Origin of the sequence: Klebsiella sp. MBT K-1, assembly GCF_002556465.1 — a bacterium.
Classification (GTDB): domain Bacteria; phylum Pseudomonadota; class Gammaproteobacteria; order Enterobacterales; family Enterobacteriaceae; genus Klebsiella; species Klebsiella grimontii.
The window spans coordinates 72,320-97,601 of the sequence record NZ_PDEL01000021.1; the positions used below are offsets into that span (position 1 = coordinate 72,320).

The following is a 25,282-nucleotide window of genomic DNA, read 5'->3' on the forward strand; positions in this document are numbered from 1 at the left end:
ACATGAGTGTGATTGCGCAGGCAGGGGCGAAGGGTCGTCAGCTGCACAAATTTGGTGGGAGTAGTTTAGCGGATGCGAAATGTTACCTGCGCGTCGCGGGTATCATGACGGAGTATTCGCAGGCGGGCGATATGATGGTCGTCTCTGCCGCCGGCAGTACCACCAACCAGTTGATCAGCTGGCTGAAGCTCAGCCAGACCGATCGCCTCTCTGCGCATCAGGTGCAACAATCGCTCCGTCGTTATCAGATGGATCTCATTTCTGGACTGCTGTCGCCAGACGCTGCCGATACGCTGATCGCCACGTTTATTCAGGATCTTGAGCGTCTTGCCGGGCTACTGGATGGCGGCGTCACTGACGCGGTATATGCCGAAGTCGTCGGTCACGGCGAAGTCTGGTCGGCCCGCCTGATGGCGGCGGTGCTGAACCATCTCGGCGTAGAGGCCGCCTGGCTGGATGCGCGTAGCTTCTTACGCGCCGAGCGCTCCCCGCAGCCGCAGGTGGATGAAGGCCTCTCCTATCCGCTTTTGCAGCAGCTGATGGCGCAGCACCCGAACAAACGCCTGGTGGTGACCGGCTTTATCTCGCGTAACAACGCCGGGGAAACCGTTCTGCTGGGGCGTAATGGTTCTGATTATTCCGCCACCCAAATCGGCGCGCTGGCCGGGGCGTCTCGCGTCACTATCTGGAGCGACGTAGCCGGGGTTTACAGCGCGGATCCGCGGAAAGTGAAAGACGCCTGCCTGCTGCCGCTGCTGCGCCTGGATGAAGCCAGCGAGCTGGCCCGCCTGGCGGCGCCGGTGCTGCATGCCCGTACGCTGCAGCCGGTCTCCGGCAGCGATATCGATTTACAATTACGCTGTAGCTACACCCCGGATCAGGGCTCTACGCGCATCGAACGCGTGCTGGCTTCCGGTACCGGGGCGCGCATCGTCACCAGCCATGACGATGTTTGCCTGATTGAGTTCCAGGTGCCCGGCGGTCAGGATTTCAAACTGGCGCATAAAGAGCTGGACGCCATTTTAAAACGCGCCCAGCTGCGGCCGCTGGCGGTTGGCGTACACGCCGACCGTAAGCTGCTGCAGTTCTGCTACACCTCTGAAGTGGCCGACAGCGCGCTGAAGCTGCTGGACGAAGCGGGGCTGCCGGGCGAGCTGCGTCTGCGTCAGAAGCTGGCGCTGGTGGCGATGGTTGGCGCTGGCGTGACCCGTAATCCGCTGCACTGCCACCGTTTCTGGCAGCAGCTGAAAGGCCAGCCGGTAGAGTTTACCTGGCAATCAGAAGAGGGCATCAGCCTGGTCGCGGTGCTGCGCGCCGGGCCGACGGAAAGCCTTATTCAGGGGCTGCATCAGTCGTTGTTCCGCGCGGAAAAACGCATTGGCCTGGTGCTGTTTGGCAAAGGCAATATCGGCTCCCGCTGGCTGGAGTTGTTCGCTCGCGAGCAGACGACGCTCTCCGCTCGTACCGGTTTTGAATTTATTCTTGCCGGGGTCGTGGATAGCCGCCGCAGCCTGCTCAATTATGAAGGCCTCGACGCCAGTCGTGCGCTGGCGTTCTTTAATGATGAAGCGATTGAACAGGATGAAGAGTCGCTGTTCCTGTGGATGCGCGCGCATCCGTACGATGATCTTGTGGTGCTGGACGTGACCGCCAGCGCGCAGCTGGCCGACCAGTACCTGGATTTCGCCAGCCACGGCTTCCACGTTATCAGCGCGAATAAGCTGGCTGGCGCCAGTAGCAGCAGTAAGTATCGCCAGATCCACGACGCGTTCGAGAAGACCGGGCGCCACTGGCTGTACAACGCCACCGTCGGCGCCGGTTTACCGGTCAACCACACGGTGCGCGATTTGATTGATAGCGGCGATACCATTCTGGCGCTGAGCGGTATTTTCTCCGGCACCCTCTCATGGCTGTTCCTGCAGTTTGACGGTACCGTGCCGTTTACTGACCTGGTCGATCAGGCCTGGCAACAAGGACTGACGGAGCCGGACCCGCGCGTCGATCTCTCCGGGAAAGACGTTATGCGTAAGCTGGTGATTCTGGCACGTGAGGCGGGTTACGACATCGAACCGGATCAGGTGCGCGTGGAGTCCCTGGTGCCGGCCCACTGCGAAGAGGGCTCTGTTGATCACTTCTTCGAGAACGGTGAAGCGCTGAACGACCAGATGCTGCAGCGTCTGGAAGCGGCGCGCGAGATGGGCCTGGTGCTGCGCTACGTCGCGCGTTTTGACGCCAATGGTAAAGCCCGCGTCGGCGTGGAAGCGGTGCGCGAAGAGCACCCGCTGGCGGCGCTGCTGCCGTGTGATAACGTCTTTGCCATTGAGAGCCGCTGGTATCGCGATAATCCGCTGGTGATCCGCGGTCCGGGCGCCGGTCGCGATGTGACCGCCGGGGCGATTCAGTCGGATATCAACCGCCTGGCGCAGCTGCTGTAGCCATAAATACAAGACCAGGCGACGCCTGGTCTTTCCGCTCTAGTGCGCCGCGAAAACGTCTTTGGCGGCAAACAGACCGTTCAGAGCCGCCGGGAATCCGGCATAGACCGCCATCTGCATGATAACTTCCGTAATCTCTTCCTGCGTCAGCCCGACATTTAACCCGGCGGCAATATGCACTTTTAGCTGCGGCGCGGCGTTGCCGAGCGCCGTGAGCGCGGCGATGGTGGCTATTTCACGACTGCGTAAATCGAGTCCCGGCCTGGCGTAAATATCGCCGAAGGGGAACTCAATCAGATAGCGGGCGAAATCGGGGGCGATATCCTTCAGGCTGTTGACGACGGCATCGCCGCCTTTGCCGTCCACGCGCTGTAGCATTTCTTGTCCGGTGGTATAACGTTCGCTGCTCATAGCCTATTCCTCGGTGTGATTATGCGTTACGAGGAAGGTTAGGGAAGTTTAGCGGACTTGAGTAATACCCTTTTCGTGATACCTTTTAAGCATGACAAATTCACGCTTACATACCCTCGATATTCGCCTGCTGCGCTACTTTGCCGTGGTGGCGGAGGAGAATAACATCAGCCGGGCCGCAGAGCGGCTCTTTATCTCGCAGCCGCCGCTGAGCCGCCATATTCGTCATCTGGAAACGCAGCTAGGGGTGACGCTGTTTTTACGCCATACCAAAGGCCTGATCCTTACCGACGAGGGAAGACGGGTGCTGGACATCGTTCGGCCGCTGCTGGCGCTTCAGGAGCACACCCTGGCGGCGCTGAGCCAGCTCTCGGCGCCTGCGCAGCAGCTTCTGCGACTGGGGCTGACGACGGCCTTTGAACAGGGCGTTTTCGCCGCCGCGGAATCCGCTCTGGGGGAACAGACCGGCGCTTTGCATATCACTCGTCAGTCATCACCGGCGCTGGCCCGGCTGGTGCGAAAGGGCAAGCTGGATGCGGCGCTGGTGGCGCTGCCGCTGAATACCGAGGGGCTTCACCTGCATCCTTTGTCTTACCAGGAGCCGCTCATCGCTGCGTTACCCGCATCCTGGCCGGAGGCCGCCACGGCGGACCTGGCGTTAAGCGCGCTCAATCATCGGCCGCTGTTCTGGTTTAGACGCGAGCGTAATCCCGATTTTTTTGACTATACGCGACGTATTTTTGATCGGGCAGGCTATTCGCCCGCTTACGTGGAGGAGCCCGCCGAGCATGATGTTCTGCTGGCGCGCATTGCGCGCGGAGAAGGCATGATCCTCCTGCCGGCATCATTTTCCGCTATCCAGCGTCAGGGGGTGGTTTTTTGTTCTCTGCGTGATGCCAGCCAGCAGCTTCCGCTTAGGCTGGGCGTGGTCACAATGCCCGCAAATGAGGGGTTACGGGAAAGGGTGATAGCAGTCCTTGAAAAATCATTACCTTAGCGAATGCGACTTGAATTAATTTCATCTTGTCTGAATATTCCTCACTGTTTACGCTGATTTTTCTATTGACGCCGGTGCTCTTTTCCGTCATTTTTACATCTGGACGTCTAAACGTATAGAAGTTCGCGACACAACAAACAATAAAATGCGATTGATGAGGTAAGGTATGAGCTTTTTTCACGCCAATCAGCGGGAAGCCCTGAATCAGAGCCTGGCGGAAGTACAGGGCCAGATTAACGTCTCTTTTGAATTCTTTCCGCCGCGCACCAGTGAAATGGAGCAAACCCTCTGGAAATCCATCGATCGCCTGAGCAGCCTGAAGCCGAAGTTTGTCTCCGTGACCTACGGCGCCAACTCCGGTGAACGTGATCGCACCCATAGCATTATCAAAGGCATTAAAGATCGTACTGGTCTGGAAGCCGCGCCGCATCTGACCTGTATCGATGCCAGCCGTGATGAGCTGCGTACCATTGCCAAAGATTACTGGGATAGCGGGATTCGCCATATCGTTGCGCTGCGTGGCGACCTGCCGCCGGGGAGCGGTAAGCCGGATATGTATGCGGTCGACCTGGTCACGCTGCTGAAAGAGGTTGGGGACTTTGATATTTCCGTCGCGGCTTATCCGGAAGTCCATCCTGAAGCTAAAAGCGCGCAGGCTGACCTGCTTAATCTGAAGCGCAAGGTCGACGCCGGCGCCAATCGCGCGATTACCCAGTTTTTCTTTGATGTGGAAAGCTACCTGCGTTTCCGCGACCGCTGCGTCTCCGCAGGTATCGACGTCGAAATTATTCCGGGCATTCTGCCGGTCTCTAATTTTAAGCAGGCGAAAAAATTCGCCGATATGACCAACGTGCGTATCCCGACGTGGATGGCGAAAATGTTTGAAGGTCTGGACAATGACGCCGAAACCCGCCAGTTGGTAGGGGCGAATATCGCCATGGATATGGTGAAGATTCTAAGCCGCGAAGGGGTGAAGGATTTCCACTTCTATACCCTGAACCGCGCGGAAATGAGCTACGCGATTTGCCACACGCTGGGCGTGCGCCCGGCGTAAGCAGGCTTCCTTCTATTCTCTCTTTTCTTTGCGGCGTCGAAGCATATTATTCGGCGCCGCGTGTTCTGGTTATTCCTTAAAAGCATCCTGCTGAAACACTTGTACGATCGATAAAACCAGGCGCCTGAGCAATCAGAGGTGTCTATCAGCCAGCAGCAGCGGTACGTTTTGCGTCTTCATCAGAGAAAGGGTATCAGGGGGCAGGCCGGTCTGGCTGATAACGAGGTCAAAGTCGGCCAGACGACCATGGCCCGCAAGGAACGTTTGACCAAATTTACTTCTGTCCGCCAGCAGGATTTTTTGCCGCCCGGCGCGCATCAGCGCTTGCTTGACGTGGGCGTCGGTCATTTTGGGTACCGTTAACTCACCGAGTTCGTTGACGCCTTGAGTACTGAGGAAAACCTTGTCGGCGTGGATATGACGAAAGAAGTCGGCGGTGCTGAAAGAGATCAACCCCTGGCTGTCATCTTCATATTCGCCAGGCGCCACGATCAATTTTATATTTTTTCTTCCTTTCAGTAGATTAACTACCGGAACGGAGTTGGTTATCACCATGATTTTTTTATCGAAAATAAACTGGGCGAGCGCCAGTGGCGTGGTGCCACAGTCGATAATGATCGTGTCGCCGTCCTCAACCTGCCCGGCGGCTTTCTGGCCAATCAGGTGCTTATCATCGACCATTTGTATCGATTTTAGCTGAAAGCTGGGCTCGACGCTGGCGCCGCTGGTTAAATAGGCTCCGCCGTAGGTTGTTTTTACAATGCCTTGTTTTTCAAAGAAAGAGAGGTCGCGACGGATGGTCATTTTGGTGACGCCGAACTTGTCGGCGAGTTCATTAACGACGACTTTTTTGTCCTGTTGCAGAATGGCGTAAATGCTCATTCTTCGATCTGATGACTGCATATCTACGATTCACCCAAAGGAAAATCGCACTATAAAACACATCGTTTTGGCTGGCAATGGGGCGTGAAAGGAACATAAAAGAACACGTCCGTCAAAAGACGGACGTGTCTGGAGGGGTTATTCCCACTCTTGCAGGAAGCGCTGGCCGTACTGGTCGGCCACCAGAAGCGCCGCATAGACCTGATCCGGCGTCGCGCCGCCGGGCATATTGTGGATGGTTTCACCTTCCGCGCAGGCGGCTTCCGCCACGGTACGCATTTTGCCCGGGATATCGGCTTTAATATCCAGCTGCGCCAGGGTGATCGGTAGCCCGACGCTATGGCACAGCGCTGCCACCGTTTCAATCTCTTCCACCGGCGCGTTTTCCAGAACCAGCTGCGTGAGCGTGCCGAAGGCGACTTTTTCACCATGGTAGTAATGATGGGCATCCGGAATCGCGGTCAGGCCGTTGTGGATAGCGTGCGCAGCCGCCAGGCCGCCGCTTTCAAACCCGACGCCGCTCAGGTAGGTGTTGGCTTCAATCACCCGTTCCAGCGCCGGCGTCACAACGTGCTGCTCTGCCGCCAGCATCGCTTTTTCACCCTCTTCAATCAGCGTGTTGTAGCACAGTTCAGCCAGCGCCAGCGCCGCCTGGGTGCATTTACCGCCCGCCATGGTGGTCGCGCCGCTGCGGGAGCAGGCACGCGCTTCAAACCAGGTCGCCAGCGCATCGCCGATACCGGCTGCCAGCAGGCGTGCCGGGGCCCCAGCAACGATTTGCGTGTCAACAATCACCATGTTCGGGTTGCGCGGCAGCATCAGATAGCTATCAAACTCACCATCATCGGAATAGATGACCGAGAGTGCGCTGCACGGCGCATCGGTAGAGGCAATCGTCGGCGCAATAACCACCGGAAGATTCATAAAATGTGCTAATGCTTTTGCGGTATCCAGCGTCTTGCCGCCGCCGATACCGAGCACGGCTGTGCATTGGGCAGAATCGGCGATACCACGCAAGCGATTGATTTCATTGTGTGAGCATTCACCGCCAAATGGAGCGATTTCGCCGACCAGCCCAGCATCCGCCAGGCTTTTACGCAGTTTTTCTTCGGCAAAACCGAGGACAAATTTATCGCCAACGATGAGCCAGCGTTCAGCCAGCGGTTTGAGGTAGCCGCCAAGGCGAGTCATTGCGTCCGCGCCCTGAATATACTTACCGGGTGATTGAATAATGCGATCCATTTCTATTCCTCCTGGATGACCGTGATGCCACCCCCCTGGGCGGCTCGCCGATCGGGTTACAGGTTCAGAGTTCCAAAGGCGTTATTCCAGTCCTGCTCAAACTTCTCAATGGCTGACTCTACCGCAGGGGTACCGAGCATTTGTTGCGCTACGTCTAACGGAAGGGTAATAGCTTCGCAACCGGCTAACAGGCAGTCCAGAGCCTGACGAGGCGTCTTAAAGCTGGCGGCCAGCACTTTGCTTTCCGGCGCATGCAGTTCCAGCAGGGATTGCAGTTCCTGGACCATACGGATGCCGTCACCGCCCTGGGCGTCGACGCGGTTCACGTAAGGCGCAACGTATTTTGCCCCAGCGAGCGCGGCCAGCAGACCCTGAGAGGCGCTGTAGACCGCTGTGCCAAGCGTAGGGATGCCTTCTTTTTTCAACAACTTGATAGCGGCAAGGCCTTCAGCAGTCACCGGAATTTTTACTACAATACCGGGGACGGCGTTGCTCAGGCGTTTGGCTTCTTCCACCATGCCCTGCGCGTCGCGGCTCATGGTCTGGGCGAACAAAATACCTTCCGGGCCGACGGCTTTTTGCAGGCGCGGCAGAACATCCCAAACCGGCGTTTTACCGGCAGCGATAATGCTGGGGTTGGTGGTGACTCCAGCCAGCGGATAGATACGTGCCAGGCGTTCAACTTCTGCTACGTTTGCGGTGTCCAGATAGAGTTCCATGATGCTTTCCTCAGTGCTTAATTCGGTAGTGTCGTTGAGGTAAGAATACGGCTTTCACTCGAAGGGTCGCCAGATGACAAATTTGCCAAAAACTGGATAAATGTACGCATTATGAGTAAGGATGATTTAGATCACGTTTATCCCGTCATCCGGATTAAGGCCGGAATAAAAGCGCGCACAAAAGTCAGGTTTAACACACAAAAGTCTAGTTTTTTGCCGGGGCTGTTTTTTCCGTCAGCTGGCTGTGATATTGACGGCGATACTCCGACGGCGAGCGTTCGGTGTTTTTGCGAAACAGGCGACAGAAGTAGTTGCTGTCGGCGAAACCGCAGGCGTGGGCGATATCTTTCACTTTCATATCGTGGCCTTTTAACAGCATTCTGGCCTGCTCCAGGCGGATGTGATTCAGATACTCGTTAAAGCCCATTGGCCCGCATTTCTGGAACAGGTGGGATAGATAGTTTGGCGAGAGATAAAACGCCTGCGCCACCGACTCCCGGGTTAACGGGTCGGCAAAGTGGGCGTCAATATGCTTACGAATCGCTTCAAAAAGCGCCTGGCTGCGCGATGAGGTTTGTACCTGGCTGCCCAGCAGATCGGCACAGTGGCTGAGCAGGCTGGTGACAATAAAGCGGGCCGTGTGCTGCTCCCGCGGCTGCATCTGCATTTCATTCAGCGCCTGCAGCAGAAAAGAGCCGACCCGGGGACCGCGGCGCGGAACCTGCTGTTTATCCAGCACGTTAAGCGCGCTGCCGTCCCAGTGGCGCAGGACGAATTCCAGCTGCTGTTTACCAAATAAGATAGTGAGCAGAGTGGAGGGCGCCAGCCATTGCGGGTCATTCCATCCGCCAGCGGGAATATACAGCACATCGTGCGGCATGAGCTGGGCGCGATCGGCTTTAATCGCCGGATCGTGAAGCTGACCCGTAAGCATGATTTCGAGGCGCGGAAAATCGACGCATAGCGCATTCTCAGAAGCCGGCCTGGTCTCGGTGGAAAAGCGAATCTTTCCCACGACCGCCGGGTCTTTAACAAAAGAATCAATGACCTGATTAATGTCGCTATCCATTCTCTCTCCGCGTAATGCGATCTTTTTTCATCATACCTAACAAACTGGCAGAGGGAAAAGCCGCGCGGTTTTTCTGCGAAGTGTATTGTAAGATTTGGTTGATATGTTATATCGTAACATATTATTGCAAACATAAACTCAGGAGAGAGTGATGACCAAAAAGATTTCCGCCCTAGCGTTTGGCATTGGCATGGTAATGGCGAGCAGCCAGGCCTTTGCCCACGGTCACCATAGTCATGGCCCGGCGCTGACCGAAGCGGAACAAAAGGCGAGTGAAGGCATTTTTGCTGACCATGACGTAAAGGACAGGGCGCTGAGCGACTGGGAGGGGATCTGGCAGTCGGTTAACCCCTATCTGCTGAACGGGGATTTAGATCCGGTTCTGGAGCAGAAGGCCAAAAAGGCCGGTAAAAGCGTGGCGGAATATCGGGAATATTATAAGAAGGGCTACGCTACCGATGTCGACCAGATTGGTATCGAGGATAACGTCATGGAGTTTCACGTCGGGAAAACCGTCAACGCCTGTAAGTACAGCTATTCCGGTTACAAAATTCTGACCTACGCATCCGGTAAAAAAGGCGTGCGCTACCTGTTCGAATGCCAGCAGGCGGATTCAAAAGCGCCGAAGTTTGTTCAGTTTAGCGATCACACCATCGCGCCACGCAAGTCCCAGCATTTCCACATCTTTATGGGCAATGAGTCCCAGGAAGCGCTGCTGAAAGAGATGGATAACTGGCCAACCTACTATCCTTATGCGCTGCATAAAGAGCAGATTGTCGACGAAATGCTGCACCACTAATAAAAAATAGCTCCGGTAAACGCGATGCTTACCGGAGCTACGGTTTTTAACCCGGCTCGCGCTACGCTTAGCCGGGCTACAGGTTTCTTAAGGCGAACTAGCCGGTATTACGCATACCTGCCGCAACGCCGGCGATGGTGACCATCAGCGCTTGTTCAACGCGCGGATCCGGTTTTTCGCCTTTCTCTTCTGCCAGACGCGAACGGTGCAGCAGCTCGGCCTGGAGCACGTTCAGCGGGTCGGTATAGATATTACGCAACTGAATAGACTCCGCGATCCACGGCAGGTCCGCCATCAGGTGGGAGTCGTTGGCGATGGCCAGCACCACGTTGATATCGGCGGACAGCAGTTTGCGCAGCTCTTCGCCGAGCTTCCACAGTTCTGGTTTCACCAGACGCTGATCGTAATATTCCGCCAGCCACAGGTCGGCTTTTGAGTAGACCATCTCCAGCATGCCGAGGCGGGTCGAGAAGAACGGCCAGTCGCGGCACATGCTTTCCAGCTCGCTCTGCTTGCCGCCTTCGACGACTTTTTGCAACGCGGCGCCGGCGCCCAGCCAGGCTGGCAGCATCAGGCGGTTCTGCGTCCACGCGAAGATCCACGGAATGGCGCGTAGCGACTCGACGCCGCCGGTCGGGCGACGTTTGGCCGGACGCGAGCCCAGCGGCAGTTTACCCAGCTCCTGCTCCGGCGTTGCGGAACGGAAATAAGGAACAAAATCTTTATTTTCACGCACGTAGCCGCGGTACATCTCGCAGGAGACGTCTGACAGCTCGGCCATGATGTCGCGCCATTGCGCTTTGGGCTCCGGCGGCGGCAGCAGGTTGGCTTCCAGAATCGCGCTGGTATAGAGCGACAGGCTGCTGATGGTGACTTCCGGCAGGCCGTATTTAAAGCGGATCATCTCGCCCTGTTCGGTGACGCGCAGGCCGCCTTTCAGGCTTCCCGGAGGCTGAGAGAGCAGGGCCGCGTGCGCCGGCGCGCCGCCGCGACCGATAGAACCGCCGCGACCGTGGAACAGGGTCAGCTCAATACCGGCTTTTTCACAGGTCTTAATTAAGGCGTCCTGCGCCTGGTACTGCGCCCAGGAAGCGGCCATAACCCCCGCATCTTTCGCCGAGTCGGAGTAGCCAATCATGACCATCTGTTTGCCCTGGATAAAGCCGCGATACCAGTCGATATTCAGCAACTGGGTCATGACGTCGTCGGCGTTATTCAGGTCGTCCAGGGTTTCGAACAGCGGAGCGACCGGCAGCGCGAAGCCGATACCGGCCTCTTTCAGCAGCAGATGCACAGCCAGGACGTCAGACGGCGTTTTGGCCATCGAAATCACGTAGGCCGCAATCGAGCCGCGCGGCGCTTCGGCGATCACTTTGCACGTCTCAAGCACTTCGCGAGTTTCTTCGCTTGGCTCCCACTGGCGCGGCAGCAGAGGGCGTTTGGAGTTCAGTTCGCGGATCAGGAAGGCCTGTTTATCGGCTTCTGACCAGCTTTCATAGTCGCCGATGCCGAGATAGCGGGTCATTTCGCCCAGCGCTTCGGTGTGGCGGGTACTTTCCTGACGGATATCGATACGCACCAGCGGTACGCCAAAGGCTTTTACGCGGCGCAGGGTGTCGAGCAGCTCGCCATTGGCGATAATGCCCATACCGCAGGCTTGTAGCGACTGGTAACAGGCGTAAAGCGGTTCCCACAGCTGCTCGTTTTGCGTGATAAGACCCGCTGGTTTCGGCAGTTTCTGCCCTTTCAGGCGCGCTTCCAGCCAGGCCTGCGTCTCCATCAGCTGCGTGCGCAGCTTTTTCATCAGGTAACGATAGGGTTCCTGCGCGCCTTCTGCGCCGGCCAGATCGCGCAGCTCATCGGTGCACTCGACCATCGATAGCTCGGAAATCAGCACCTGGACGTCTTTCAGGAACAGATCGGTTGCTTTCCAGCGGCTGAGCAGCAGGACGTGGCGGGTAATGTCGGCGGTCACGTTCGGGTTGCCGTCGCGGTCGCCGCCCATCCAGGAAGTAAAGCGAACCGGAACAAAGTCGACCGGCAGCCGATAGTTCAGGTTGTCTTCCAGCTGTTCATTCAGCTCGCGCAGGTAGTTTGGCACGCCTTCCCACAGGCTATTTTCAACAACCGCGAAGCCCCATTTCGCTTCATCCACCGGGGTCGGGCGATGTTTGCGGATTTCATCGGTGTGCCACGACTGGGCAATCAGCTGGCGCAGACGGCGCATGACCTGATGACGTTCATAGTCCGCAATGTCGTTGTTATCGAGCTGCTTCAGGCAGCTGTTGATTTCACCCATCTTATGGATCAGCGTACGACGCGTGATTTCGGTCGGGTGCGCGGTCAGCACCAGTTCCAGCGACAGGGATTCAACGGCTTGCTTAATAATGGTTTCGTTGAGGTCGGGTTGCTCTTTAAGCTTTCTCAGGGTGCGGGCAATCACTTCAGGATTACTGGCCGCTTCGCCTTTTGGCGAAATGCTGTGGTATTGCTCAGCGGTATTCGCCAGGTTCAGAAACTGGCTAAAGGCGCGCGCCACCGGCAGCAGCTCGTCGTTGGACAAGTTTTGCAACGTGGTGAGCAGTTCCTGGCGGTTGGCTTCATTGCCAGCGCGAGAAGATTTGGACAACTTACGGATAGTTTCGACACGATCAAGAATGTTTTCTCCTAGCGCATCCTTGATGGTGTCGCCCAGCACCTTACCGAGCATACTGACATTACTACGCAAAGCGGAATATTGTTCGTTCATGTTACCCCAGACACCCCATCTCATTTTATTTTGTTATATCCGGCGCTCGATAATTTGAGCAGTGGATAAGCAACCGTCTTTTATAAAGCCACGTAAAAACCCCCACGTCAATTGTTGCGAAATCGCTTCAGCAAACGAATAAATGGCGGCAATTTGCGAAATTTAACTCGGAGGTCGCTTGATAAGTGTTGCTTATGAAAATGTGATAATTGTCACCCTCTCGCGTCGATGAAATCGCCCGAGAGGATGCGTATTTAATGCCAGCAAAAATGGTGGACCACCTGAGTGATGAGCTCGCGGGTCGGCTTAATAAAGCGCGTTTCCAGGTACTCATCCGGCTGGTGGGCCTGGTTGATAGAGCCCGGGCCTAATACCAGCGTCGGACAGAGGGTCTGAATAAACGGCGCTTCGGTACAGTAGTTCACCACGTCGGTTTGCGCGCCGAGGAGTTTTTCTACGACCTCAACCAGTTTATGGTCCGGCGGACATTCGTAACCGGGGATCGGCGGATGCAGTTCAGAAACGGTCAGGCGGCCAGGCCAGCGCTCGCTCACCGGCGCCAGCGCCTCGTTCAGCAGCCCGTTGAGATCGTTGAGCGTCATTCCAGGCAGCGGACGAATATCCATATGCAGTTCGCAGCAGGCGCAAATGCGGTTGGAGGCATCGCCGCCGTGGATGGCGCCGAGATTCAGCGTCGGCCAGGGAACGGTAAAGGCGGCATAGTGATAACGCTCTTTTAAGTCGTCGCGCAGCTGCATGATGCGGCCAATGGCGTCGTGCATCAGTTCAATCGCGTTGACGCCGCGTGCCGGGTCGCTGGAGTGGCCCGACTGCCCCTGAATGCGAACCGCGTTGGACATGTGGCCTTTGTGCGCGCGTATCGGCTGCAGCGATGTGGGCTCGCCGATAATGGCGCAATCCGGTCGCAACTGGGTCGTCTCGGCGAAGTAGCGGGCGCCGGCCATGCTGGTCTCTTCATCGGCCGTCGCCAGAATATAGAGCGGCTTTTTCAACTGAGTGACGTCAACGTCGCGCAGGGCGTCAAGAATAAAAGCGAAGAAGCCTTTCATATCCGCGGTGCCGAGACCATACAGCTTATTGTCGTGCTCGGTCAGGGTAAAAGGGTCGCGGGTCCAGCGGCCATCATCAAACGGGACGGTATCGGTGTGCCCGGCAAGCAGCAGGCCGCCAGCGCCGTGGCCGCTGCTGGCCAGCAGGTTGAATTTATTGCGCGTGTCCGGGACTGGCTGAACTTCAACATTAAAGCCGATATCGCGGAACCAGCCAGCCAGTAAATTGATTAAAGACTCATTGCTTTGATCCAACGCCTCTTCGGTTGCGCTGATGGAGGGTGTGGCGATCAGCGCGCGGTAAATCTCGATAAAGGGCGGTAATTTGTTTTTCATTGTTGACACACCTCGGGTCGTGATAGTATCAATATTCATGCATTATTTGTGAATAAAAATACATTATCGTTGAGCGTAAGAAAACCCATCGAATGTAAGGATGATGCTCTTACGGCTCAACAGGGTGGGGAAGGCAACGGTCTTCCAGGGCAAATATACGTAAGCAAGAAGGTGAAGAGCCCCAATGTTGAACACGCTGATTGTGGGCGCCAGCGGTTATGCCGGCGCAGAGCTAGTGGCCTATGTAAATCGCCATCCTCATATGACCATAACCGCATTGACGGTCTCCGCGCAAAGCAATGATGCGGGAAAATTAGTTTCCGATTTGCATCCGCAGCTGAAAGGCATTGTCGATCTGCCGCTGCAGCCGATGTCCGATATCAGCGAGTTTAGCGCCGGAGTCGATGTCGTTTTTCTGGCTACCGCGCACGAGGTCAGCCATGACCTGGCGCCGCAGTTCCTCGCCGCTGGCTGCGTCGTGTTCGATCTCTCCGGGGCGTTTCGCGTGAATGACGGCGCCTTCTATGAAAAATATTACGGTTTCACTCATCAGCATCCTGAACTGCTGGAGCAGGCGGTTTACGGCCTGGCCGAGTGGAGCGTCGAAAAGCTAAAAGAAGCCAATCTGATCGCCGTACCGGGCTGCTACCCGACGGCGGCTCAGCTGTCGTTAAAACCGCTGATCGACGCGGGGCTGCTGGATCTTAACCAGTGGCCGGTGATCAACGCGACCAGCGGGGTCAGCGGTGCCGGGCGTAAAGCCTCTATCGGCAATAGCTTCTGCGAAGTCAGCCTGCAACCTTACGGCGTTTTCAACCACCGTCATCACCCGGAAATTTCAACCCACCTGGGCGCGGATGTGATTTTTACCCCGCATCTGGGCAATTTTAAGCGTGGGATTCTGGAGACCATTACCTGCCGTCTGAAGCCCGGCGTGAGCAAAGAGCAGGTCGCGGCGGTGTTCCAGCAGGCCTATGCGGATAAACCGCTGGTACGTTTATACGATAAAGGTGTCCCTGCATTGAAAAATGTCGTGGGTCTGCCATTCTGTGATATCGGTTTTGCGGTCCAGGATGAACACATCATCGTGGTGGCGGCGGAAGACAACCTGCTGAAAGGCGCGGCCGCGCAGGCCGTGCAGTGCGCTAATATTCGTTTCGGCTTCGCTGAGACGCAGTCTCTTATTTAAGGTGTGATGATGAATCCTTTAATTATCAAACTCGGCGGCGTCCTGCTGGATAGCGAAGAAGCGCTGGAGCGCCTGTTTACGGCGCTGGTGAACTACCGCGAATCCCATCAGCGCCCGCTGATTATTGTGCACGGCGGCGGCTGCGTGGTGGATGAGCTCATGAAGCAGCTCAACCTGCCGGTAAATAAGAAAAACGGTCTGCGGGTCACGCCGGCGGATCAGATCGACATTATTACCGGCGCGCTGGCGGGAACTGCCAATAAAACGCTGCTGGCATGGGCGAAGAAGCACGGCCTGGCTGCCGTTGGGCTATTCCTCGGCGACGGCGATAGCGTCAAAGTGACGCAGCTTGATGAAGAGCTCGGTCATGTCGGATTCGCTCAGCCGGGTTCTCCGGCGCTGATTAACACGCTGCTGGCGGGCGGTTATATGCCGGTCGTTAGCTCCATCGGCGTCACCGATGAAGGCGAGTTGATGAACGTCAACGCCGACCAGGCGGCGACCGCGCTGGCGGCAACGCTCGGCGCAGACCTGATTCTGCTGTCTGACGTGAGCGGCATTCTTGATGGCAAAGGGCAGCGCATTGCGGAAATGACCGCCGAGAAGGCTGAACAGCTGATCGAGCAGGGCATTATCACCGACGGCATGATCGTCAAAGTGAATGCGGCCCTGGACGCGGCGCGGACATTAGGCCGCCCGGTCGATATCGCCTCCTGGCGCCACGCGGAGCAGCTTCCGGCGCTGTTTAACGGCACGCCGATCGGCACGCGTATTCTGGCATAATCAATTTATCATTTTGTCGGCCCGGTAAGCGCAGCGCCGCCGGGCAATAAAATTCAAAGATATTAAGGAAGCATGTTATGGCACTTTGGGGTGGGCGTTTTACTCAGGCAGCGGATCAGCGGTTCAAACAGTTCAACGACTCTTTGCGCTTTGACTATCGCCTGGCGGAGCAGGATATCGTTGGCTCTGTCGCCTGGTCCAAAGCGCTGGTGACGGTGGGTGTTTTGACTGCTGATGAACAACAGCAGCTGGAAGAGGCGCTGAACATTCTGCTGGAAGACGTGCGGGCTAACCCGCAGCAGATCCTCGAAAGCGATGCGGAAGATATTCATAGCTGGGTGGAAGGTAAGCTGATCGACAAAGTCGGCCAGCTGGGCAAAAAGCTGCACACCGGGCGTAGCCGTAATGACCAGGTGGCGACCGACCTGAAGCTGTGGTGCAAAGATACCGTTGTGGAACTGCTGTCGGCGAATCGTCAGCTACAAAGCGCGCTGGTCGAGACGGCGGAGAATAACCAGGACGCCGTCATGCCGGGCTATACTCACCTGCAGCGCGCGCAGCCGGTGACGTTCGCCCACTGGTGTCTGGCCTATGTCGAAATGCTGGCGCGTGATGAAAGCCGTCTGCAGGATGCGCTTAAACGTCTGGACGTCAGCCCGCTGGGCTGCGGAGCGCTGGCGGGTACCGCCTATGAAATCGATCGTGAACAGCTTGCCGGCTGGCTGGGCTTCGCATCGGCGACCCGCAATAGCCTGGACAGCGTGTCCGATCGCGATCACGTACTGGAACTGCTGTCCGATGCCTCAATCGGTATGGTCCACCTGTCGCGTTTTGCCGAAGATCTGATCTTCTTCAATACCGGCGAAGCGGGCTTTGTTGAGCTTTCTGACCGCGTGACTTCTGGCTCATCCCTGATGCCGCAGAAGAAAAACCCGGATGCGCTGGAGCTGATCCGCGGTAAATGCGGCCGCGTGCAGGGCGCGCTGACCGGCATGATGATGACCCTCAAGGGGTTGCCGCTGGCCTACAATAAAGATATGCAGGAAGATAAAGAAGGGCTGTTTGACGCGCTTGATACCTGGCTCGACTGCCTGCATATGGCGGCGCTGGTGCTCGACGGTATTCAGGTAAAACGCCCGCGCTGCGAAGAAGCGGCGCAGCAGGGTTATGCGAATGCCACCGAACTGGCGGATTATCTGGTTGCTAAAGGCGTGCCGTTCCGTGAAGCGCACCATATTGTCGGTGAAGCGGTGGTCGAGGCCATTGCCCAGGGCAAGCCGCTGGAAGATCTGCCCCTGGCCGATTTACAGAAATTTAGCCGCGTTATCGCCGAGGATGTCTATCCAATCCTGTCGCTGCAGTCGTGTCTGGATAAGCGTGCGGCTAAAGGCGGCGTTTCTCCTCAGCAGGTTGCTCAGGCGATTGCCGACGCTAAACAGCGCCTGGTTTGAGTCGTCTGCGGGCTGCCTGTAAGGTGGTCAATATATGAAGCTCGGGCAACGCCCGGGCTTTTTTTATGCCAAAAAAAAGCGGACACAAGGTCCGCAAAAGTTCACGTTGGCTTTAGTTATCCGGGTAGAAAACTGTTGAGGAAGCGCGATGATTTTCTGCAGTTTTCCTCATTTATGGGTTTATTATTGAACAGAAACCTTGATAGGGATAATCGTTCGTTGCTATTCTATCTATCGCCATGGACTATCGTGGCGATGGAGGATGAATAATGAATATTCGCGATCTTGAATATCTGGTAGCGCTAGCCGAACACCGCCACTTCCGCCGTGCGGCGGATTCTTGCCACGTCAGCCAACCTACGCTTAGCGGGCAAATCCGTAAGCTGGAGGATGAGCTCGGCGTGATGTTGCTGGAACGCACCAGCCGTAAGGTTCTGTTCACCCAGGCAGGGCTGCTGCTGGTGGATCAGGCGCGTACCGTGCTACGCGAAGTCAAAGTGCTGAAGGAAATGGCAAGCCAGCAGGGAGAGACCATGTCCGGGCCGCTGCATATTGGGCTGATCCCGACGATTGGCCCTTATCTGCTGCCGTTGATTATCCCGATGCTGCATCAGACCTTTCCCAAGCTGGAAATGTACCTGCATGAAGCACAAACCCATCAGCTTTTAGCGCAGCTTGATAGCGGTAAGCTCGACTGCGCGATTCTGGCGCTGGTCAAAGAGAGCGAAGCGTTTATTGAGGTGCCGCTGTTTGATGAGCCCATGATGCTGGCTATTTACGAAGATCACCCGTGGGCGAACCGCGAGTGCGTGCCGATGTCGGACCTGGCCGGTGAAAAGCTGCTGATGCTGGAAGACGGCCACTGCCTGCGCGATCAGGCGATGGGTTTTTGCTTTGAAGCGGGCGCCGATGAAGATACGCATTTCCGGGCGACCAGCCTCGAAACGTTGCGTAACATGGTGGCTGCCGGTAGCGGCATCACGTTGCTGCCAGCCTTAGCCGTGCCGCAGGAGAGAAAGCGCGATGGCGTGGTCTATGTGCCCTGTATCAAGCCGGAACCGAGACGTACCGTGGGGCTGGTTTATCGCCCGGGTTCGCCGCTGCGTAGCCGCTATGAACATCTGGCAGAGGCCATCCGCGGGAAGATGGATGGCCATTTCGATACCGCGTTAAAACAGGCGGTTTAAGCCATTTAACGCGGCTACCCGATAGGCTTCCGCCATCGTCGGGTAGTTAAAGGTGGTGTTAACGAAGTACTCAATGGTGTTACCACCGCCTTTCTGCTCCATTATCGCCTGGCCGATGTGAATGATTTCGGCCGCGCGCTCGCCAAAGCAATGAATCCCAAGGATCTCTTTCGTTTCGCGATGAAACAGGATCTTCAGCGTACCGACGCTCATGCCGACAATCTGCGCTCGCGCCAGATGCTTGAACTGCGCGCGCCCTACCTCGTAAGGCACTTTCATGGCCGTCAGTTGCTGCTCGGTTTTGCCAACGGAGCTGATTTCCGGAATGGTGTAAATACCGGTAGGGATATCTTCAATCAGATGCGCCGAGGCTTCGCCTTTCACCAGCGCCTGGGCTGCGATGCGCCCCTGGTCGTAGGCGGCAGAGGCCAGGCTCGGGTAGCCAATCACATCGCCGACGGCATAAATATGCGGCAGGGCGGTTTGATACATACTGTTGACCTTCAGCTGACCGCGGCTATCGGTTTGCAGGCCGATATTTTCCAGCGCCAGAGAGTCGGTATTCCCGGTGCGGCCGTTAGCGTACAGCAGGCAGTCCGCTTTGAGCTTTTTACCGGATTTCAGGTGCATGATGACGCCATCATCCACGCCCTCAATCTTTTCGTACTCTTCATTGTGGCGAATGACCACGCCGCTGTTCCAGAAGTGATAGGAGAGGGAGTCGGACATTTCCTGATCGAGAAACGCCAGCAGGCGATCGCGGGTGTTGATCAGATCCACCTTCACTTCCATTCCGCGGAAGATCGATGCATATTCGCAGCCGATCACCCCGGCCCCATAAATGATCACATGGCGCGGTTCGTGGTGCAGGCTAAGGATCGAGTCACTGTCATAAATGCGCGGGTGATGGAAGTCGACGTCTGCCGGATGGTACGGGCGTGAACCACAGGCAATCACGAACTTTTCCGCCGTCACCGTTTCCACGGTACCGTCGTGGCACTCCAGCGCGATAGTGTGCTCATCAACAAAATGGGCATTGCCCTGCAGGATTTCGCAGTGGTTACGCTCATAGAAACCCTGACGCATATGGGTTTGCTGGTTAATGACGCTGTCTGCATGGTTCAGGATGTCGGCGAAGGAAGAACGAAGAAGACGGGAATGGTCGCTGTAGAGGGGATTTTGGTTAAACTCGATAATACGGCTGACGGCATGGCGGAGGGCTTTTGACGGGATGGTACCCCAGTGGGTACAACCGCCGCCGACGTTATGGTAGCGCTCAATGACGGCAACGCGTGCTCCCTGTTTCACCAGCCCCATGGCGGCACCTTCTCCGCCAGGACCGGAACCAATCACAATTGCATCATAATCCCAAGAGTGTGACATGGCATTACTCACCTGTTTTATACATAAAATAAACACGATGATAACATTCGCCGCGCTTTAACCCAATTATCGTTGTGCTTTTTTGCGGCATAAAAGCAGAAACAGCTCGTAAACAATCATTCACAATCCAGTGTAAACCGATTGGTTCTGATCTCTGGTATAGTGCCGGAAGGGCTTATGGAAGGATTCAGACAACGTGATGGGCGTAAGAGCGCAACAAAAAGAAAAAACCCGGCGTTCGCTGGTGGAAGCGGCATTTAGTCAGCTAAGCGCTGAACGCAGTTTTGCCAGCTTAAGCCTGCGCGAAGTTGCGCGGGAAGCGGGGATCGCCCCGACGTCCTTCTATCGCCATTTTCGTGATGTCGATGAGCTTGGTCTGACCATGGTGGATGAAAGCGGGCTTATGCTGCGCCAGCTGATGCGCCAGGCGCGCCAGCGTATTGCGAAAGGCGGCAGCGTCATTCGCACCTCTGTTTCCACCTTTATGGAATTTATTGGCAACAATCCGAACGCCTTCCGCCTGCTGCTGCGGGAACGATCCGGTACGTCTGCGGCGTTTCGCGCCGCCGTGGCGCGTGAAATTCAGCATTTTATCGCGGAACTTGCCGACTATTTAGAAATCGAAAACCATATGCCGCGCGCCTTTACCGAAGCGCAGGCTGAAGCTATGGTCACCATCGTATTTAGCGCTGGCGCCGAGGCTCTCGATGTGGGCCCGGAGCAGCGTCGACAGCTGGAAGAACGCCTGGTGCTGCAGCTCAGAATGATCTCGAAAGGCGCGTATTACTGGTATCGCCGTGAACAAGAAAAAATATCAAATCATTCCGAATAACGTGAAGGACGAGCAATGAAACACTCAGTACAAGATAGAGGTACGCTGCTGCTGGCGCTGATCGCAGGTTTATCCATTAATGGTACCTTCGCCGCGCTATTCAGCTCCATTGTCCCTTTTTCCATCTTCCCTATTTTGTCGTTGGTGCTGACGGTTTACTGCCTGCATCAGCGCTATCAGAATCGTAGTATGCCCGTGGGTTTGCCGGGGCTTGCCGCAGCCTGCTTTATTCTCGGCGTGCTGGTTTACAGCACCGTCGTGCGCGCGGAATATCCGGACATCGGCTCTAACTTCTTCCCGGCGGTTCTGTCGGTGATTATGGTGTTCTGGATTGGCTACAAGTTGCGCAATCGCAAGAACGCGGTCGCGGAATAATCTTTCCCCCGGCAACAGCGTTGTTGCCGGGTTTTCTCACCCGACTTTACTTCTTCGTCAACAGCACGCCGCATTCCATATGATGGGTATACGGGAACTGGTCGAACAGCGCCAGGCGCGCGATCTCGTGGGTCTCACTGAGCGTTTCCAGGTTCTGGCATAGGGTCTCAGGATTGCAGGAGATATACAGAATACGCGGGTACGCCTGCACCATTTTCTCCGTCTCGCTATCCAGCCCGCTGCGCGGCGGATCGACAAAAATCGTCTCACACTGATAGCTCTTCAGGTCGATACCCTGTAGACGATTAAACTGCCGTACGCCGTTCATCGCCTGGGTAAACTCTTCCGCCGACATCCGGATAATCTGCACGTTATCAATGTGGTTCGCTGCAATATTGTATTGCGCCGCCGCGACGGACGGTTTGGCGATTTCCGTTGCCAGCACCCGTTCGAAATTACGCGCCAGCGCCAGCGAAAAGTTGCCGTTACCGCAGTACAGCTCAAGCAGGTCGCCGGTTGCGTCTTTGGTAGCATCGATAGCCCACTCCAGCATCTGGACGTTCATCGCCGCGTTCGGCTGGGTGAAGCTATTCTCAACCTGACGATAGATCATTTCGCGCCCGCCAACTGGCAAACGTTCATCGATATAGTCCTGATCCAGCTCGATTTTCGTCTTTGTGGCGCGGCCAATCAGGTGCACATTCAGATTTTGCGCCCGCAGCGCATCGCGGAAGCGCTCAGCCTGCTGACGCCATTCGTCGTCAAGCTTCTTATGATACAGCAGTGATATCACGGCCTGATTACTCAGGGTGGTCAGATAATCCACCTGAAACAGTTTATGACGCAGTACCGGGTTATCGCGTACGCCTTCAATCACCGCGGCCATCAGCTGATTAATCAACTCGCTGGCGGCCGGGAAGGTATCGACGCGGATACGGGATTTGGTCTGCTGATCGAACATAATGTGGTACAGATCGTCGCCATCGTGCCACAGACGGAACTCTGCGCGCATACGATAGTGGCTGACCGGCGAACGAAACACTTCCGGAACCGGGGCGCTGAAAGGCGCCATCATTTTCTGCAAACGGACGACTTTTTCTGCCAGCTGCGCTTCATATTGTTCGGTAGGAAGGTGTTCGGGGGTCATGGTGCATCCTGAATAAAATAAGTACGCGGGGGATTGTAGGGAAAGCGCCGGGGATGTCCAGCCCTGATGATATAAGGAAATATAACGGTAGAAGTCTGGACATCTATATGTTTCTGATTATAGCATCGTGCTACCGGTCCTATGAGTTAATAGGGAATCCAGTGTAAATCTGGAGCTGACGCGCAGCGGTAAGGAAAAGTGGGATGAGCGCATTATGCAGACACTGCGGTTATTTAGCGGGAAGTCCTCATCCATCAAACACTCCAAGCCCGAAGACCTGCCGGAATACGTCGCATTTGGTTTCTATCATCGCGTGCTACTGATAGAGCCGGCGGCATCCTTTGTTTATTACGGATGCTTTAAAATGATTAAAAAAGCTTCGCTGATGACGGCGCTCTCCGTCACGGCATTTTCCGGCTGGGCGCAGGACAGCAATTCAGATACGTTAGTGGTCACAGCAAACCGTTTTCAACAGCCGGTCAATACGGTCCTTGCGCCGACTGATGTGGTTACCCGGGAAGATATCGAGCGCTGGCAGGCGAAAGATTTGAACGATGTGATGCGCCGATTGCCTGGCGTGGACGTCGCGCAAAATGGCGGCATGGGGCAATCTTCCTCTCTGTTTATCCGTGGTACTGAAGCCAAACAGGTACTGGTGCTGGTTGACGGCGTTCCCATGGCCCGACCTGGAATTACAAACAACCCTGATTTGAATCAGATCCCTTTATCACTGGTGCAGCGCGTCGAATATATCCGTGGCCCGCGTTCGGCGATTTATGGATCCGGGGCTATGGGCGGGGTGATTAACGTCATTACGCATTCTGATAAAGAACAATCCAAAATTACCGCTGGGGTAGGTTCTAAAGGTTACCAACAATATGACGGCACCCTGCGCCATCGCTTTGGCGATACGGTGGCGACGGTTGCGGGCTCCTATGAGGGTAATAAAGGCTTCAACGTTCAGCCGGGTTCAACCTGGGAGCACGACGGCGATCGCGACGGTTTTCGTAATAAAACGTTTTGGGGCAGCCTCGAGCATAAATTTAACGAGAATTTTGACGGTTTCTTCCGCGGACACAGCTATACCAACAACTCTGATTACGATCTTGGAAGCCCGCCGTATAGCCCGGCCTACAGCGCCGATGAAAGCCAGCTCTATAACCAAAGCTGGGATGCGGGGCTGAACTTTAATTCCGGTATCTACTCCTCTCAGCTTATCGCCAGCTATCAGAAGGTAAAGGACTATAACTACAGCAGTATTTATGGGCGTTATAATGATGGGACGACGCTCGACAGGATGACGCAGCGTAACCTGCAGTGGGGCAATAACGTTATTGTGGGTCATGGTTCTGTCAGCGCAGGGGTGGACTGGCAGCAGCAGCGGTTAACGTCATCAGACACGACGATGTCGGATACCTATAAACGTGACAATACGGGGTTATATCTGACGGGCCAGCAGCAGTTTGGCGATGTGACCCTCGAAGCTTCCGGGCGTGAAGACCACGATGAGCAGTTTGGCTGGCACGGTACCTGGCAGACGACCGCAGGCTGGGAATTTGTCGAAAACTATCGCCTGACCCTCGGCTACGGTACCGGCTTCCTTGCGCCTTCGTTAGGGCAACAGTTTGGTTCGACCCGATTTGGTATCAACGCGAATCCCAACCTGAAGCCTGAAGAGTCGAAGCAGTGGGAAGCGGGGCTGGAAGGGCTCACTGGTCCCGTGGACTGGCGCTTGTCCGCGTACCATTACAAGATTACTAATCTGATTACCTATTACTCCGATCCTGTCACCTATGAAGGGGAGTACGACAATATTAATGCCGCGACGATTAAAGGCGTGGAGTGGACGGGAAGTGTCGACACCGGTATTTTCAGCCATCGCGTAACGCTGCAGTATGTCGATCCGCGTAACGATGATAACGGTGAAGTGCTGGCCCGACGTTCTAAACGACAGGCAAAGTATCAGCTGGACTGGTCCGTGTTTGATGTCGATATGGATGTGTCCTGGCAGTATTATGGGAAGCGCTACGATAACAACACCTCCCAGTACAACAATACGCAAAGGATTTTGCCGAGCTACAGCACGGTAGACGTTTCTGCATCGTATCCGATCACCGATCGCCTGACAGTTCGTGGTAAAATAGCTAACCTGTTCGATAAAGATTACGAGACAGCTTATGGCTACCAAACTGCAGGACGAGAATACTACTTGTCTGGCAGCTACACCTTCTGATCCACGTCCCACCGTGCTGGTGTTTGATTCCGGCGTCGGTGGGCTGTCGGTTTACAACGAGATTCGGCAGCTTCTGCCGGATCTGCATTATATCTACGCTTTCGACAACGTTGCTTTCCCGTACGGCGAGAAGAGCGAAGCGTTTATTGTTGAACGCGTCCTTGAGATCGTTACCGCAGTTCAGCAGCGCTATCCACTGGCGCTGGCCGTTATTGCCTGTAACACCGCAAGTACCGTTTCCCTCCCCGCATTACGCGATAAATTCGCCTTTCCGGTTGTCGGCGTCGTTCCGGCGATAAAACCCGCGGCACGCTTAACGGCGAATGGCGTTGTTGGCCTGCTGGCAACGCGCGGAACGGTAAAACGTCCTTATACGCGCGAACTGATCTCCCGCTTTGCGAATGAATGCAAAATCGAAATGCTGGGGTCGGCAGAGCTGGTGGAGCTGGCGGAGGCTAAGCTCCACGGTGAGCCGGTCCCGCTGGATGAACTGCGGCGTATCCTGCGTCCCTGGCTGCGAATGCAGGAACCGCCTGATACGGTTGTGCTGGGGTGTACGCATTTCCCTCTATTACAGGAAGAGCTGCAGCAGGTTCTGCCGGAAGGGACGAGAATGATCGACTCCGGGGCGGCGATTGCGCGTCGCACGGCCTGGCTATTAGAGCACGAAGCGCCTGACGCAAAATCGAGTGATGCCAATATTGCCTACTGTATGGCGCTGACGCCTGAAACCGAACAGCTTTTGAGCGTTTTGCGGCGCTACGGCTTCGAATCGCTGGAAAAATTACCGCTTTCATAGCGTTTTGCACAAAAAAGAGACGGTTGAAAGATTTTTTGAAAACAGGGCTTGTCAACGTCTCAGAACTCCCTATAATGCGCCTCCACTGACACGGAACAACGGCACGCAAGCCGCCGGGTCAGCGGGATTCAGCGATGAAT

General features: G+C 55.8%; 21 protein-coding genes and 1 riboswitch. Of the genes, 12 read left to right on the forward strand and 9 right to left on the reverse strand.

The features are described from left to right. Positions 1-2 precede the first annotated feature (2 nt). Positions 3-2,435 carry a bifunctional aspartate kinase/homoserine dehydrogenase II gene (locus CMQ96_RS25185; protein ID WP_004870585.1) on the forward strand — a complete coding sequence of 811 codons (2,433 nt, stop codon included), beginning with the start codon at positions 3-5 and terminating at the stop codon, positions 2,433-2,435. A 39-nt stretch (positions 2,436-2,474) separates the two neighbouring features. Here CMQ96_RS25185 and CMQ96_RS25190 read toward each other — a convergent pair whose 3' ends face one another. Further along, a complete protein-coding gene (locus CMQ96_RS25190; RefSeq protein ID WP_004870583.1) occupies positions 2,475-2,846 on the reverse strand; it encodes a carboxymuconolactone decarboxylase family protein in 372 nt (123 codons plus the stop codon). Positions 2,847-2,937: 91 nt separating this feature from the next. On the opposite strand from CMQ96_RS25190, the gene CMQ96_RS25195 reads away from it, so the two are divergent. Then, positions 2,938-3,843, forward strand: a complete 906-nt coding sequence (locus CMQ96_RS25195; RefSeq protein WP_098067513.1) for a LysR family transcriptional regulator — start codon at positions 2,938-2,940, stop codon at positions 3,841-3,843. A 166-nt stretch (positions 3,844-4,009) separates the two neighbouring features. Then, the gene (metF, locus tag CMQ96_RS25200) at positions 4,010-4,897 is read left to right on the forward strand and encodes a methylenetetrahydrofolate reductase (protein ID WP_004870579.1); all 888 of its coding nucleotides are present in this window, start codon (positions 4,010-4,012) and stop codon (positions 4,895-4,897) included. A gap of 132 nt (positions 4,898-5,029) precedes the next feature. Here metF and CMQ96_RS25205 read toward each other — a convergent pair whose 3' ends face one another. The 4 genes from CMQ96_RS25205 to CMQ96_RS25220 form a co-directional block, all read right to left on the reverse strand. Beyond that, the gene (locus CMQ96_RS25205; protein ID WP_098067514.1) at positions 5,030-5,779 is read right to left on the reverse strand and encodes a DeoR/GlpR family DNA-binding transcription regulator; all 750 of its coding nucleotides are present in this window, start codon (positions 5,777-5,779) and stop codon (positions 5,030-5,032) included. A 138-nt stretch (positions 5,780-5,917) separates the two neighbouring features. Next, entirely contained in the window at positions 5,918-7,021 is a 1,104-nt protein-coding gene (locus tag CMQ96_RS25210; RefSeq protein ID WP_024360572.1) for a glycerol dehydrogenase, read from the reverse strand. 56 nt (positions 7,022-7,077) lie between these two features. Continuing rightward, complete coding sequence (gene fsa / locus CMQ96_RS25215) at positions 7,078-7,740, reverse strand: fructose-6-phosphate aldolase (RefSeq protein WP_004107558.1); 663 nt, start codon at positions 7,738-7,740, stop codon at positions 7,078-7,080. A 205-nt stretch (positions 7,741-7,945) separates the two neighbouring features. Next, positions 7,946-8,809 carry an AraC family transcriptional regulator gene (locus tag CMQ96_RS25220; RefSeq protein ID WP_098067515.1) on the reverse strand — a complete coding sequence of 288 codons (864 nt, stop codon included), beginning with the start codon at positions 8,807-8,809 and terminating at the stop codon, positions 7,946-7,948. A gap of 151 nt (positions 8,810-8,960) precedes the next feature. On the opposite strand from CMQ96_RS25220, the gene zinT reads away from it, so the two are divergent. Beyond that, a complete protein-coding gene (zinT, locus tag CMQ96_RS25225) occupies positions 8,961-9,608 on the forward strand; it encodes a metal-binding protein ZinT (RefSeq protein WP_004870571.1) in 648 nt (215 codons plus the stop codon). A 97-nt stretch (positions 9,609-9,705) separates the two neighbouring features. Here the strand turns inward: zinT and ppc are convergent, their stop codons facing one another. Both ppc and argE read right to left on the reverse strand, forming a co-directional pair. After that, on the reverse strand, positions 9,706-12,357 hold the full coding sequence (ppc, locus tag CMQ96_RS25230) for a phosphoenolpyruvate carboxylase (RefSeq protein WP_049130108.1): 2,652 nt from the start codon (positions 12,355-12,357) through the stop codon (positions 9,706-9,708). A gap of 254 nt (positions 12,358-12,611) precedes the next feature. Further along, positions 12,612-13,763 carry an acetylornithine deacetylase gene (argE, locus tag CMQ96_RS25235; RefSeq protein WP_004127321.1) on the reverse strand — a complete coding sequence of 384 codons (1,152 nt, stop codon included), beginning with the start codon at positions 13,761-13,763 and terminating at the stop codon, positions 12,612-12,614. A 184-nt stretch (positions 13,764-13,947) separates the two neighbouring features. Between argE and argC the strand changes: the two genes are divergently transcribed. From argC to oxyR, 4 genes are all read left to right on the forward strand, one after another. Next, positions 13,948-14,952: an N-acetyl-gamma-glutamyl-phosphate reductase gene (argC, locus tag CMQ96_RS25240; protein ID WP_004870566.1), complete on the forward strand. Its 1,005-nt coding sequence runs from the start codon at positions 13,948-13,950 to the stop codon at positions 14,950-14,952. Between the two features lie 6 nt (positions 14,953-14,958). Then, entirely contained in the window at positions 14,959-15,735 is a 777-nt protein-coding gene (argB, locus tag CMQ96_RS25245) for an acetylglutamate kinase (RefSeq protein ID WP_086544362.1), read from the forward strand. A 77-nt stretch (positions 15,736-15,812) separates the two neighbouring features. After that, on the forward strand, positions 15,813-17,186 hold the full coding sequence (argH, locus tag CMQ96_RS25250; protein ID WP_004870563.1) for an argininosuccinate lyase: 1,374 nt from the start codon (positions 15,813-15,815) through the stop codon (positions 17,184-17,186). 269 nt (positions 17,187-17,455) lie between these two features. Further along, positions 17,456-18,373, forward strand: a complete 918-nt coding sequence (gene oxyR / locus CMQ96_RS25260; protein WP_004127331.1) for a DNA-binding transcriptional regulator OxyR — start codon at positions 17,456-17,458, stop codon at positions 18,371-18,373. Here oxyR and sthA read toward each other — a convergent pair. After that, on the reverse strand, positions 18,356-19,756 hold the full coding sequence (gene sthA / locus CMQ96_RS25265) for a Si-specific NAD(P)(+) transhydrogenase (RefSeq protein WP_004116922.1): 1,401 nt from the start codon (positions 19,754-19,756) through the stop codon (positions 18,356-18,358). The genes oxyR and sthA overlap by 18 nt on opposite strands. Positions 19,757-19,952: 196 nt before the next feature. On the opposite strand from sthA, the gene fabR reads away from it, so the two are divergent. After that, positions 19,953-20,588: an HTH-type transcriptional repressor FabR gene (gene fabR, locus CMQ96_RS25270; RefSeq protein ID WP_004107582.1), complete on the forward strand. Its 636-nt coding sequence runs from the start codon at positions 19,953-19,955 to the stop codon at positions 20,586-20,588. Positions 20,589-20,603: 15 nt separating this feature from the next. Beyond that, complete coding sequence (locus CMQ96_RS25275) at positions 20,604-20,963, forward strand: YijD family membrane protein (RefSeq protein WP_004127333.1); 360 nt, start codon at positions 20,604-20,606, stop codon at positions 20,961-20,963. Positions 20,964-21,009: 46 nt separating this feature from the next. Here CMQ96_RS25275 and trmA read toward each other — a convergent pair whose 3' ends face one another. Continuing rightward, positions 21,010-22,110: a tRNA (uridine(54)-C5)-methyltransferase TrmA gene (trmA, locus tag CMQ96_RS25280; protein ID WP_082237990.1), complete on the reverse strand. Its 1,101-nt coding sequence runs from the start codon at positions 22,108-22,110 to the stop codon at positions 21,010-21,012. Between the two features lie 117 nt (positions 22,111-22,227). Further along, positions 22,228-22,410: riboswitch (cobalamin riboswitch) on the forward strand. 64 nt (positions 22,411-22,474) lie between these two features. Between trmA and btuB the strand changes: the two genes are divergently transcribed. Both btuB and murI read left to right on the forward strand, forming a co-directional pair. Continuing rightward, on the forward strand, positions 22,475-24,343 hold the full coding sequence (gene btuB, locus CMQ96_RS25285) for a TonB-dependent vitamin B12 receptor BtuB (protein ID WP_029669986.1): 1,869 nt from the start codon (positions 22,475-22,477) through the stop codon (positions 24,341-24,343). After that, complete coding sequence (gene murI / locus CMQ96_RS25290; RefSeq protein ID WP_024360568.1) at positions 24,288-25,142, forward strand: glutamate racemase; 855 nt, start codon at positions 24,288-24,290, stop codon at positions 25,140-25,142. The genes btuB and murI overlap by 56 nt, the downstream gene beginning before the upstream one ends. Positions 25,143-25,282 lie beyond the last annotated feature (140 nt).